12 protein-coding genes are annotated in these 12944 nt (G+C 34.3%); 7 read left to right on the top strand and 5 right to left on the bottom strand.

What is annotated here, in order from left to right:
* On the bottom strand, positions 1-1326 hold the full coding sequence (locus E0I61_RS03865; protein WP_132069519.1) for a M16 family metallopeptidase: 1326 nt from the start codon (positions 1324-1326) through the stop codon (positions 1-3).
* Positions 1327-1558: 232 nt separating this feature from the next.
* Here E0I61_RS03865 and rplU point away from each other — a divergent pair, with 232 nt between their 5' ends.
* Complete coding sequence (rplU, locus tag E0I61_RS03870) at positions 1559-1981, top strand: 50S ribosomal protein L21 (RefSeq protein WP_131990334.1); 423 nt, start codon at positions 1559-1561, stop codon at positions 1979-1981.
* Between the two features lie 25 nt (positions 1982-2006).
* Positions 2007-2273: a 50S ribosomal protein L27 gene (gene rpmA, locus E0I61_RS03875; RefSeq protein WP_086453627.1), complete on the top strand. Its 267-nt coding sequence runs from the start codon at positions 2007-2009 to the stop codon at positions 2271-2273.
* A 266-nt stretch (positions 2274-2539) separates the two neighbouring features.
* Here the strand turns inward: rpmA and E0I61_RS03880 are convergent, their stop codons facing one another.
* From E0I61_RS03880 to ahcY, 4 genes are all read right to left on the bottom strand, one after another.
* Entirely contained in the window at positions 2540-3991 is a 1452-nt protein-coding gene (locus E0I61_RS03880; protein ID WP_132069521.1) for an amidohydrolase family protein, read from the bottom strand.
* A gap of 178 nt (positions 3992-4169) precedes the next feature.
* Positions 4170-5441 (bottom strand): PQQ-dependent sugar dehydrogenase, encoded by a 1272-nt coding sequence (locus E0I61_RS03885; RefSeq protein WP_132069524.1) that lies wholly within the window; start codon positions 5439-5441, stop codon positions 4170-4172.
* A 363-nt stretch (positions 5442-5804) separates the two neighbouring features.
* On the bottom strand, positions 5805-6452 hold the full coding sequence (locus E0I61_RS03890) for a hypothetical protein (RefSeq protein WP_132069526.1): 648 nt from the start codon (positions 6450-6452) through the stop codon (positions 5805-5807).
* A 332-nt stretch (positions 6453-6784) separates the two neighbouring features.
* On the bottom strand, positions 6785-8101 hold the full coding sequence (gene ahcY / locus E0I61_RS03895; protein ID WP_131990330.1) for an adenosylhomocysteinase: 1317 nt from the start codon (positions 8099-8101) through the stop codon (positions 6785-6787).
* Positions 8102-8329: 228 nt separating this feature from the next.
* Here ahcY and E0I61_RS03900 point away from each other — a divergent pair, with 228 nt between their 5' ends.
* The 5 genes from E0I61_RS03900 (at position 8330) to arfB (ending at position 12895) form a co-directional block, all read left to right on the top strand.
* Positions 8330-8974: a 4'-phosphopantetheinyl transferase family protein gene (locus E0I61_RS03900; RefSeq protein ID WP_131990329.1), complete on the top strand. Its 645-nt coding sequence runs from the start codon at positions 8330-8332 to the stop codon at positions 8972-8974.
* A 91-nt stretch (positions 8975-9065) separates the two neighbouring features.
* Positions 9066-9782, top strand: coding sequence for a geranylgeranylglyceryl/heptaprenylglyceryl phosphate synthase (locus E0I61_RS03905; RefSeq protein WP_131990328.1), 717 nt, complete (start codon positions 9066-9068; stop codon positions 9780-9782).
* Between the two features lie 14 nt (positions 9783-9796).
* Complete coding sequence (gene pnuC, locus E0I61_RS03910; RefSeq protein ID WP_131990327.1) at positions 9797-10426, top strand: nicotinamide riboside transporter PnuC; 630 nt, start codon at positions 9797-9799, stop codon at positions 10424-10426.
* Positions 10381-12489 carry a DUF4301 family protein gene (locus tag E0I61_RS03915; RefSeq protein WP_131990326.1) on the top strand — a complete coding sequence of 703 codons (2109 nt, stop codon included), beginning with the start codon at positions 10381-10383 and terminating at the stop codon, positions 12487-12489. The genes pnuC and E0I61_RS03915 overlap by 46 nt, the downstream gene beginning before the upstream one ends.
* 4 nt (positions 12490-12493) lie before the next feature.
* A complete protein-coding gene (gene arfB, locus E0I61_RS03920) occupies positions 12494-12895 on the top strand; it encodes an alternative ribosome rescue aminoacyl-tRNA hydrolase ArfB (protein WP_132069528.1) in 402 nt (133 codons plus the stop codon).
* Positions 12896-12944: the final 49 nt, after the last annotated feature.

The following is a 12944-nucleotide window of genomic DNA, read 5'->3' on the forward strand; positions in this document are numbered from 1 at the left end:
TTAGTTTTTAGCCTGTTCTGTGGAAGGAATATAATCCAAAAGTAATCTTTGGTTTGGATTCAAATATTTTTTTGCAACGTCTCTAATTTCCTCACGAGTGATAGAGTGTAAAAGTTCTATCTCGGTGTTAATTAAATTAATATCGCCATAAAGCATATAATAGGTTGCTAAATTTTCGGCAATTCCCTCTACATTTGAATTGGCATTCACAAAATTATTGTCAAACTTATTTTGTAATTTTTGAAAGTCTTTTTCAGAAATTAATTCGGTTTGAATTTTTACAATTTCTTCATCAATTTCTTTTAGGATATCGGCGGCTGTGTTAGTTCCCATTGGCAAGCCATACAAAATATACATTCCATAATCTTCCTGACTAAAACCAACAGCACCTATTTGTAAGGCCATTTTTTTCTCATCAACTATTTTTTTGTACAATTTAGAACTTTTACCATCACTTAAATAAGAAGAGATGAAATCCAAAACTCTGGCATCTCTTGTTTTCATTGAGGGTGTTCTGTACGAAGCAACTAACATTGGAATCTGGATGTTAGCATCCTGATATGTAGCTTTTACAGTTTGAGTGATTGGTTCTTCAACAAAAATTTGTTTCGTTACAGCAGTTCCTTTTTTTATTGGTCCAAAATATTTCTGAATCCATTCTTTGGCTTGATTTTTTTCAAAATCACCGGCAACGACTAAAACAGCGTTGTTTGGAATGTAGAATTTTTTATTGAATGCTTGAAATTCTTCTAAGGTTGCGGCATCCAAATCCTTCATTGAACCAATGGTAGTCCAGCGATACGGATGATTCTTGAACATGTTTTCTTTTACAACCGTAAGAATGTTTCCATAAGGACGATTGTCAAAACTAGTTCTTTTCTCTTCTTTTACTACTTCATTTTGAGTATCAACACCAATTTGATTGATTACAGGATGCATTAATCTTTCGGATTCCATCCAAAGGGCTAATTCTAAATTATTAGAAGGAAATACTTCGTAATAGTACGTTCTGTCATCCGAAGTGTTAGCATTGTTTGTTCCTCCGTTTGAACTTACAATTTTCATCCATTCACCACGTTTGATGTTTTCAGTTCCTTCAAATAATAAATGTTCAAAGAAATGGGCAAAACCAGTTCGATCCGGTTTCTCATCTTTGGAACCCACATGATACATCACAGAAGTAACAACTACAGGCGCAGAAGGGTCGTTATGTAAAATGACATGCATGCCATTATCTAAATTGTATTCTTCGAAAACTACTTTTTGAGCCGAAGCTACTCCACCAAGCATGAGCGCTGTACTTAAGGCCATTATTGATTTTTTCATATGGATTAATAATTTTTTATTTTCTATAAGTAACGAAAAAGAGGGTATTGTTACATCAAAAATACTACAGAATAAAACTTTAACAACTGTTCATTTGTGTTTTTCCTCAATTGGCTTCAAAAGTATGATAAATCAGGGAGTTAGTGTTGGGGAATATTTTTTGTTTTACTAATTGCAGGTTAAATATTTAATTGTATATTTGCAACCTTAAAAATTATTAAAACAATTCAGTATGTATGCAATCGTAGAGATAGCAGGGCAACAGTTCAAAGTAAGCAAAGACTTAAAGGTTTATGTTCACCGTTTGACTAATGAAGAAGGTTCAAAAGTTTCTTTTGACAAAGTTCTTTTATTAGATGATAACGGAACTATCACTTTAGGCGCCCCAGCTATAGAAGGTGCTTCAGTAGAAGCTAAAGTGTTACAACACTTAAAAGGAGATAAAGTTATCGTTTTCAAAAAGAAAAGAAGAAAAGGATACAAAAAGAGAAATGGTCACAGACAATATCTTACTCAAATTGTAATTGAAGGTATTACTGGTGTTGGTGCTAAAAAAGCGGCTCCTAAAAAAGCAGCAGTTGAAGCAACTACAGAAGAAGTAGAAGCTCCTAAGAAAAAGGTAGCTAAAGCTAAAAAAGAAGATACACAAGAATAATAACAAAATATAAAACTAATACGTCATGGCTCACAAGAAAGGTGTCGGTAGTTCTAAGAATGGTAGAGAATCAGAATCAAAACGTTTAGGTGTTAAGATTTTTGGTGGTCAAGCTGCTATTGCTGGGAACATCATCGTAAGACAAAGAGGTTCAAAACATAATCCAGGTGCAAACGTTTACATCAGTAAAGATCACACACTACACGCAAGAGTAGATGGAGTTGTTTTCTTCCAAAAGAAAAGAGATAATAAATCATACGTTTCTATCCTTCCATTTGAAGTTGAAGCATAATTGATTTTCTCAATTATTCAAAACCCGTTTCGAAAGAAGCGGGTTTTTTTGTTTCCTCACCCCAGCCCGAAGCTTCGGGACTCTCCAGGGGAAAGGAAAATGAATGGATTGCGTGATTTTTAAAACGATAGGGTAGTTCGTTTGAGAATCAATTATTGATTGTTCGTCACCGTAGGATGCATCGTAGAGACGCACTGCAGTGCGTCTCTACCCGAAAAAACGTAAAATCTCTGCCAAACTGGGGATATTTCGTAAGCTCGGAATGATTATTTCCTTTTTTTATCCAATTCTATTTTTTTGTTTTTCGCCGTTTCTAACATATTGTTTAAATTTTCTCTGTCAAAATATTGGCCTTTTGTAAAAACAGCACGGACTTTATTGATTGCTCTGATATCAATCAAAGGATTTTCATCCAGAATTACCAAATCGGCTATTTTTCCTTCGTTTATAGAACCCATGTTATCTGACTTCTTTAAGAATTTTGCTCCGTTAATGGTGGCGGTTTTCAAAATGTCTTTGGGTTGCATACCGGCATTTTGAAACAACTCGAGTTCTTCTATTAAGGCAGCTGCGGGATAAACAAATGTGTTTAATGCAGCAGAATCGCTTCCTGCCAATATGGTAACACCGGCTTTTTGCATCAATGGAACTTGTTTTGCTATGCGTTTGTATTTGTCTTTCTTTTGTTTCTTTTGTTCGACCGTTTCGCCTGCCATTCTCCCAATTCGCCATTGATAATTATCCGTAAAACGCTTGGTTAAATATTGAAGATATGCATCGTTTTGATGATTGTTTTCGTCTAAATAAGCCAATTGTTTGCCTCCTATTAATGTAGGGGTTACTGTCATTCCTTTTTTAGCCAGTTTTTTATAATTCGAAATGGCTTTCTCTTGATTGAAATTTTTATTGTACAGTTGTTCAGCCTGACCTCTTGTGATTTCTTTGGAATTGAGTTTTGAAATTATTTCCTTTTCATCACTTCCTAATCGTAAAACGTAGCTCGCATGTTCGATGCTGGAAAAGCCATTGTCAATTAAGGTTTCAATACTGACATTTATCGGAATATGACCGGAAACGAGGTAGCCTCTATTGTGGGCGGCAAGTACGCTTTTTGTAAACAAAGGGACTTCTAGTGTACTCTCGGTAATTTTAACAAAATCTACCTTGTAGCTGTCTAATTTATCAAGCATTGAATGGAGTTCAGCTTCATTGCTGATTTCTAAATCACCTTTCCAAATTGAGTTTATTCCTTCTAGTTTTCTTCCGGCTGTAAAAATGGTTGGGCCAAGTAAACTGCCATTGTTTATTTGATCTCGCCAAGACAATACCTGTTCTCCCAAATCACTTGCGCAATCTCGAACAGTAGTAATTCCATAGGCTAAATATACCGGGAATAAAGCCAAATTATCTTCCACAAGATTTTCGCCTTCAATATGGATATGATTGTCCCATAGACCAGGAATTACGTATTTATTACCAGCGTCTATTTGATTAGAAGCGGGTACGTTGTCATAATTTTTATTTTTTTTACTTATGGCAATTATTTTGTTGTTCTCTATTAAAATGTTTCTGTTTTTTAATATTTTACCGGAAAGGACATCAACAACGTTCGTGTTTTTTATCAGCCATTGGCTGTCTGTTTTTTGTTGGTTGTTTTGGCTGTGTAGTGTTATAGTAAAAATAAATACTAAACATAGGGCAAGAAGTTTCTTTGGCATTTTTAATTTTTTTTCAAAAGTAAAAAAAAACTGCAACTATTGTAGTCGTTTTTGTTTTATGGGTAAAGATTGCAAATTTGCACTATCGAACTGGAGACATAGCTGGGCAGTCGGGTCAAAGTCGGAGGCTTTGCACAACTGGAGAGATTTATAATGAAAAAGTGGTTTTTAAATTCTTTTATTTTGTGGTGGTTACCCGCCAAATGGTGTTGGTTTTGTCGTCCGTAAGTAGTAAATCACCATTGGGTATGACAATTACACCAACTGGTCTCCCACGAACGATATCCTTTTTCGGATCTACAATGAAGCCAGTAAGGAAGTCTTCTGATTTGCCCGATGGTTTCCCGTCTTTAAAAGGGACGAAAATCATTTGGTAACCTGATATTATTTTTCGATTCCAAGAGCCATGCTGTGCTATAAAGGCACCATTTCGGTACTTTTCAGGAAAAGAAGTTCCTGTATAAAATGCCAGTCCAAGGGATGCTGTATGTGCACCTAAAGGAAAATCAGGCACCAAGGTTTTTTTTACTAATTCGGGTTTCATTTCTTTTACTCTTACATCTACATGTTGTCCAAAATAAGCGTATGGCCAGCCATAAAAACCATTTTCTTTAACAGAAGTCAGGTAGTCGGGAACGAGGTTGTCTCCCAATCCATCACGTTCGTTTACCACTGTCCAAAGTGTTTTGGTTCCTGGCGCCCAACCCATTCCTACTGGATTACGGAGTCCTGCTGCAAAGACTCGCAATTCAGAACCGTCGGGATTTACTTCTAATATATTGGCGCGGAGTAACTCGTTTGCCATTCCTTCTTCGGCGATGTTTGACCCGGAACCCACCGCAATATAAATTTTTGAGTTATCACTATTGGCAATAATATTTCTGGACCAGTGTCCGTTGTGCTTTCCTGCTGGAAGGTCGACAATCTTTTCTCCCTTGCCCGTTATTCTTGTTTGCCCTGCCTTATACGGATAGCGCAATATTGCATTGGTATTGGCAACATAAAACCAATTGCCTATCACTAACATACCGAAAGGTTGATTGAGTCCCTCGGTAAGAAAAGTTTCCCTTAAATCGGGAATGCCATCTTTATTGCTGTCTCGAAGTAAGGTAATAATATTAGCGCTGTGTTTTAAATTATTAGACCTCCATACGCCTTTCAGTGTGGCTCCAATTTGTTTGAGTAGGCTGTAATTGGAATTACTTTGAGCAACCAACACATCTCCATTTGGGGTTACATACATCCAACGCGGGTTTTTAAAACCATCCGCATATTTTGTCACCGTAAATCCCGGAGGTGCTATCGGTGTTTCACCTTCTTTCCATCCAATTACTTTAGAAAAATTGCCGTATGATTTGGTAGGAGCGCCAAGTGAATCGGTTTTAATGGTGCTTTGTGCGATACAAAAAAATGGCAATATGAGTAAAAATATAAATAGATAATTTTTCATAATTATTTAATTTTTAAATACTTACGAAGTTACGAAAGAGTTTTGGTAATCTGGCATCGTTATTTAGACATAAAGTTATATAATTATTGTTTAATGCAATTTAGATTATGCTTTAACTAATTTGAAACAATAAGCTGTGATGAAATTGATATCATATATTGCTTACGAAGTCAGGAGACTTCGAAGAGAGTGGTTAATCTGGTAATGTTACTATGTTGTTGCTTTGTATTTGTGGAGATGCTTTTTATGTTTTTCGATATTGTTGTGGAAAGTTGATTTTGAGGATTATGTTTATGGGCACAAGTTGCAAATCTGCTTTATCGAACTGAAGAAAAATCCTTATGGTCGGCTTTTTTGTTAATATTATTCTTGTATAATTAAGTTCATAGATATTGAGTTTATTTGTCTTAACTTCTCACTAAAAACTAATTTATTTTCATAATCACTTAGATGTGATTCTATAATTAGTCCATTTGGCATTTTTCTATTAACTTTCCAAACCTCAAATGCTGTTGAAAATTCCAATAAAGGTTGATGATCGAAATTGGTGTCCAAAATATACATTAAAGTGCCGAGTTTTTTCTTTCTTGTTCTCTTTAAATCATTGCTCAGAAAAGAGATTTGTTTGTAAACCTTGCTATTCAGAACAGTATCATTAATTCCGGAAAAATTATAATTATTTAATTGATATTTGAATGGATAGCTATAATGTTTGACGTCATATTTATTAATATAAATGATTTTATTATTAAAAATTTTATTATTAATTTTTTTCAGTAAGTAAGCTCCATTCCTGTCAATAAATTCAATTTTTGATGTTGCATTGTCTATGGCAATTCTATAGACAAAATAAGTGTTGTCTTTTGAGTTAACGTAATATGTCTTAATACAGTTTTTTGTTGAATCCAAATGATTTGTGAATTCATAATCTATTTTGCAATCAAAGAAATAAGTTTTTTGGGAATAACAAATTGTAGAAATAAGTATAGTGATTATCCAAAGGTTCTTCATAAAATGTCTTTTAACTTATATATGCTTAGTTTTTATATTATATGCTGAGTATGTTTAACTAATGTCGTTATAGTTGCATATACTCAAATGCGGTTGAGTTTATTTTTAAAAAAGTAAATGTATCGAATAATAATTGACTAAGTTGTGAAAACAAGCGTTTTCTTGTCAGATTAACCTAACGAATTTGTGCGAGCGCTATCCGTAGTTTTTTACGAAGGGTCGCACCCAAAAACAAAAAACCCTCACATCTCTGTAAGGGTCCTAAATCTGAAATCATAAATCGCTAATCAGCACCCGAGCCTAAAAGGCGAACAGGCGAAGCAATCTAAAATCTAGTATCTGTAATATTCTGGTTTAAATGGACCTTCAACTGGAACACCAATATAATCAGCTTGGTCAACACGTAACGTTTCTAGTTCAACACCTAGTTTAGCCAAGTGTAACATCGCCACTTTTTCGTCAAGATGTTTTGGTAACATGTACACGTCATTGTTGTATGCCGCGCTGTTTTTCCACAATTCGATTTGAGCCAAAGTTTGGTTTGTAAATGAGTTACTCATTACAAAACTTGGGTGACCTGTAGCACAACCAAGGTTTACCAAACGACCTTCAGCCAAGATAAGAATGTCTTTTCCAGCAATAGTATATTTATCAACTTGTGGTTTGATCTCCACTTTTGATGCACCGTGGTTCGTGTTCAACCAAGCCATATCAATTTCGTTATCAAAATGCCCGATGTTACAAACAACAGTTTTGTCTTTCATTTTTTCGAAATGAGAACCCAAAACAATATCTTTATTTCCAGTTGTCGTGATGATAATATCAGCATTACCAACAACAGTATCTAATTTCTTTACTTCAAAACCGTCCATTGCAGCTTGTAAAGCACAAATTGGGTCAATTTCAGTAACGGTAACAATAGAACCAGCACCTCTAAAAGAAGCAGCAGTTCCTTTTCCTACGTCACCGTATCCACAAACGATTACTCTTTTTCCGGCTAGCATCAAGTCAGTTGCACGACGAACAGCATCAACAGCACTTTCTTTACAACCGTATTTGTTGTCAAATTTCGATTTAGTAACCGAGTCATTAACGTTTATTGCAGGCATTGGTAATGTTCCAGCTTTTACTCTTTCGTATAATCTGTGAACTCCAGTTGTAGTTTCTTCAGATAATCCTTTGATTCCAGCAACCAATTCCGGGTAACGATCAATAACCATATTAGTCAAATCTCCACCGTCATCAAGAATCATGTTCAATGGTTTTCTGTCTTCACCAAAGAATAATGTTTGCTCAATACACCAGTCAAAATCTACTTCGTTCAAACCTTTCCAAGCATAAACTTGAATTCCTGCAGCAGCAATTGCAGCAGCAGCTTGATCTTGAGTAGAGAAAATGTTACAAGAACTCCAAGTCACTTCAGCACCAAGAGCGATCAACGTTTCAATCAAAACCGCAGTCTGGATTGTCATGTGCAAACATCCTGCAATACGAGAACCAGCAAGTGGTTGTTCGTTTTTGTATTCAGCACGAAGCGCCATTAAACCTGGCATTTCAGCTTCTGCTAGTTCAATTTCTTTTCTTCCCCAAGCCGCTAGAGAAATGTCTTTTACTTTGAAAGCCACAAAAGGCATAGTTGTAGTACTCATTTATAGTATATTTGTAAGTGTAAAATTTTTTGCAAATTTACGTAATAACTTTAGAATTTTACTATTTTCTAAAAGATTTATGAATTGTTTAATTCGCTAATCTTTTGAACATTAACTAAATAATTTTTTTCAGGAGCTATTTCCCGTTATTCGCTATATCTTTTTACACGCAAAAAAGCGTGAAAAAAGGATGCCGCTGCTACCGGGGCTAAAAATCAAGATAACACGATGCCACTTTACAAAACGATACATGTCAATTCCACTACCCAAATCCTCGTTTGGAAAGTAACCGAATCTTTTCAAGAATTATTAGAACAAGTGGTTTTAAACGATACCAATCGTATCCGACTTGACGGAATGAAATCCGAAATGCACCAACGCGCCTTCCTGAGTGTTCGCAAATTATTACAGGAAACTGGTCACACGGATTTGGATTTATATTATGATGAAGTCGGGAAACCGCATCTCAACGGAGAGAGGCATATTTCTATAACCCATTCTCATAATTTTTCGGCAATTATCATTAGTGACGAAACCGTAGGAATCGATATCGAATTGCAAAGAGATAAAATCATCCGAATCGCAGATAAATTCTGTGACTCGGAGTTTCAATTTTTATCACCAAGCTTCGCGACTGAAAAAACACAAGAATACATTCGAAAATTGACCGTAATTTGGGGCGCCAAAGAAGCGATTTTTAAAATTAGAAACGAAAAAGGAATCAGTTTCAAAGATCATATTAAAGTCGATACTTTCGAATTAGAAAGTAAACAAACTATTGCTGAACTGCATTTTGATAATCTGGTAAAAGATTTTGATATTTATTTTGAAGAGATAGAAGAATTTACTTTAGTTTATGCCCTTGAAAAATAGTGGTCAGTGCTCAGTTTTTAGTGTTCAGCTACAATAATCAGTTAAATAATTCGTGTAAATCTGTAAAATCCGTGCCATCCGCGTGCCAAAAATGACAAACATTTATAACAACATTTTAAAAGCCAAAACCAATAACCAAAAATTACTGGCAATTCTCCTCGATCCCGACAAAATCGTCTGGGAAAATCTTGGGGATTTAATCTCGAAAATCAATCAATCGCCGGCAACTCATATTTTCATTGGCGGAAGCTTGGTAGAAAATAACATCTTAGACAGATTAATTATAGAAATAAAAAAAAACAGCACATTATCTATCGTTTTATTCCCGGGAAATCCATCCCAAATATCAAACAAAGCCGATGCGATTTTGTTTCTATCTTTAATCTCAGGAAGAAATCCCGATTATTTAATCGAACACCAAGTAAAAGCGGCACCCATTTTAAAGAAAACCCAACTCGAAATTATCTCCACTGGATATATTTTGATAGAAAGTAGCAATGAAACTGCGGTAGAACGCATTAGCAAAACCAAGCCTTTGGATAGGAATAATCTGGATTTGGCATTGGCAACAGCTCAAGCCGGCGAAATGTTAGGCAATAAGTTGATTTATCTCGAAGCGGGAAGTGGCGCAAAACAAGCTGTTCCGTTAGAAATGATTGAATTAGTTTCTCAGAATATTGAAATTCCATTACTTGTTGGCGGCGGAATTATAGATTTGCAAGGAATTCAAAACGCTTACCATGCCGGAGCCGATTTAGTAATTATAGGAACTGCTTTTGAAAACGATAATGATTTTTTTGACAAATAATTTAATTTTTTCTAATGATAGAATACTTTTTTTCTCAATATGCAGATTACCCAACATTAGATATCGTTCTGGAAATTGTGGCGGTCGTTTTTGGATTGGCAAGTGTTTGGTATGCTAAAAAAGATAACATTTTAGTGTTTCCCACAGGGATTGTAAGTACTTTAATATTTGTTTATTTGCTTTGGAAGTGGACTTTATGGGGCGATATGATGATTAATGGGTATTATTTTGTGATGAGTATTTATGGTTGGTACCATTGGACCAGAAAAAAAGATGACACGGTTGAGTTTCCAATTTCAAAAATTTCAAGTTCAGAAAAACGAATTGCGATAATTCTTTTTATATTTACGGTCGCTTTTGTGGTTTCGGTGTATCATTATTTCGGAAAATTCACCACATGGTATGCTTATGTTGATACATTTATCACAGGAATTTTCTTTGTAGGAATGTGGCTCATGGCCAAAAGGAAAGTAGAAAATTGGATACTTTGGATTATAGGAGATGTAATTTCAATTCCATTATATTTTTCAAAAGGATTTACTTTTACAAGTTTTCAATACGTAGTATTTACAATAGTTGCCATTTTTGGCTATTTAGAATGGAAGAAAATCTCAGACAGCTCTCAAACGGAGCTACAAAAATAATTAAAATAGCTTTATTTGGTCCCGAAAGTACCGGAAAAACCACATTAGCAAAACAACTTGCGGAATATTATAAAACCGAATGGGTTCCTGAATATGCACGCGATTATCTGCAAGAAAAATGGGATGCAAGCCAGCAAATTTGCGATGTTGACGACATGCTTCCTATTGCTTTAGGGCAAACCAAATTAGAAAATGAAAGCGCTTTAATTGCCAATAAATATCTTTTTTGTGATACTAATTTATTGGTAACCAAAGTTTTTTCGGAAATGTATTATGATTATTGTGATCCATTATTAGATCAAGCGGCTCGCAAACATGAATACGATTTGTTTTTTCTTACGGATATTGACGTTCCATGGGAAAAAGATGATTTAAGAGATCGTCCAGAAGAAAGAGAATCGGTATTTGCAATTTTCAAGCAATCCTTAATTGATAATAAAAAACCATTTGTAATTCTTTCAGGAGATAAAAAATTACGACTCAAGAAAGCAGTTGCTATTATCAATGATTTGTCAAAAGCTAAAGAAATGGGACTTTCTTCTCTTGATTTTGTTCAGATTTATGAAAAAGGTGTTCCGTTAAAAAACATTCAGGAACAGCTTAGCTTTTTTAGAAACGGAATAACAAGGAGTAATCTGGTTGGTCCGGCAACTTTATTTAATGGTATTTTAAAATTATCAGAAAATGATTTTCGTCAAAAAGCAGATTATTTTGATGAAAATAAATCCAGTTTTAAACTAGAGAAATTTGTTCCTGCATCTGGAGCGGCAAGTAGAATGTTCAAGTTTTTAATTGCTTTTTTGAAGGATTTTGATATTGAAAACGAAAGCATCAACGCCTACATAAACAGAAAAAAAGATACAGAATTATCTATTTTTATAGTTGGCATGGAGAAATTTCCTTTTTTTGAAGCAATTGATAAGCAACTTAAAGAGGAGTTTGCTGATTTTGATTCTTTAGACAGCAGTTATAAAAATTATTACTTTATAAAATTGCTTCTGGCTTCTGATTATTTTGATTTTTCCAATAAACCAAAAGCAATTCTACCTTTTCATAAATACAAAACACACATTGCGACTCCAGTTGAAGAGCATTTGAATGAATGTGTTCATTATGCAAATTCAAATATGCATTTTACGGTTTCTGAATCTCATCAAAAGCAATTTGAAAGTGTTATTGATAGCATTAAAAATAAAATAGAAAAGAAATCCGGCACTTCAATATATGTTGATTATTCGTATCAAAATAAGAGTACAGACACGATTACAGTAGATGTGGAAAACAACCCCTTTAGAGATGAAAATGGAGAGTTGTTTTTTAGACCTGGAGGCCATGGAGCTTTGATAGAAAATTTGAATAATCTCGATGCCGATATTATTTTTATAAAAAATATCGACAATGTTATTCAAAATAATATTCAAAAAATCGCTTTGTATAAAAAAGCATTGGCAGGAATTTTAATAGAATCACAACAGCAAGTGTTTAAGTATTTACATGCAATTGATGCTGAAGAAATTCAACAAGAGGAAAGTGAGGAAATTTTACTTTTTTTGGAGGAAAAATTAAACATTAAAATTCAGGACAGTTTTTACAAACTTAGTTTTGAAAATAAAATAACCGAAATCAAAGCTATTTTAAATAAACCTATCAGAGTTTGCGGAATGGTAAAAAACGAGGGTGAAGCCGGAGGTGGTCCTTTTTGGATAAAAGATAAAAAAGGTTCAATTTCGTTACAAATTGTTGAAAGCTCCCAAGTAGATTTGTTGGATGACAATCAAAGGGAAATACTGAATGCATCGACTCATTTCAATCCCGTGGATTTAGTTTGCGGAATCAAAAATTATAAAAAAGAGAAGTTTGACCTGACTCAGTTTGTAGATCATAATAGTGGTTTTATAGTAGAGAAAACTACTTCTGGAAGAGATATAAAAGCATATGAATTACCGGGGTTATGGAATGGTGCTATGGCAAACTGGATTACCGTATTTGTTCAAGTGCCTTTGATTACTTTTAATCCGGTAAAAACAGTAAATGATTTATTAAAACCAGCGCATCAGCCGTAATAATTTGGAAAACGAAAAAATCATATCTGAGTTAAGTTTTAAAGCCGTCCGCAGTAGTGGAGCCGGTGGTCAAAATGTAAATAAAGTTTCTTCAAAAGTGGTATTGACTTTTGATTTGAAAAATTCTCAGGCTTTAACTGAGGAAGAAAAGCTTTTGATTGAAACCAAATTGTCTTCCAGACTGACCACTGATTCTGTTTTAATATTGAATTGTGATGAAGATCGAAGTCAATTTAGAAACAAAGAAATTGTAATCAAACGATTTTTGGAACTTATCAAAAATGCGTTGCTTATTCCTAAAGAACGAAAACGGACTAAAATTCCGAAGTCAGTTATTCGAAAGCGAATAAAGGACAAAAAGAATATTTCTGAAATTAAAAAGACACGCAGGAAACCCGATTATTAATTTATTGCAATTCATAATTCATAATTCACAATTTATAATTAGTTTTGTC

The sequence above is a fragment of the Flavobacterium ranwuense genome, from assembly GCF_004349315.1.
In the GTDB taxonomy this organism is placed as follows: Bacteria; Bacteroidota; Bacteroidia; order Flavobacteriales; family Flavobacteriaceae; genus Flavobacterium; species Flavobacterium ranwuense.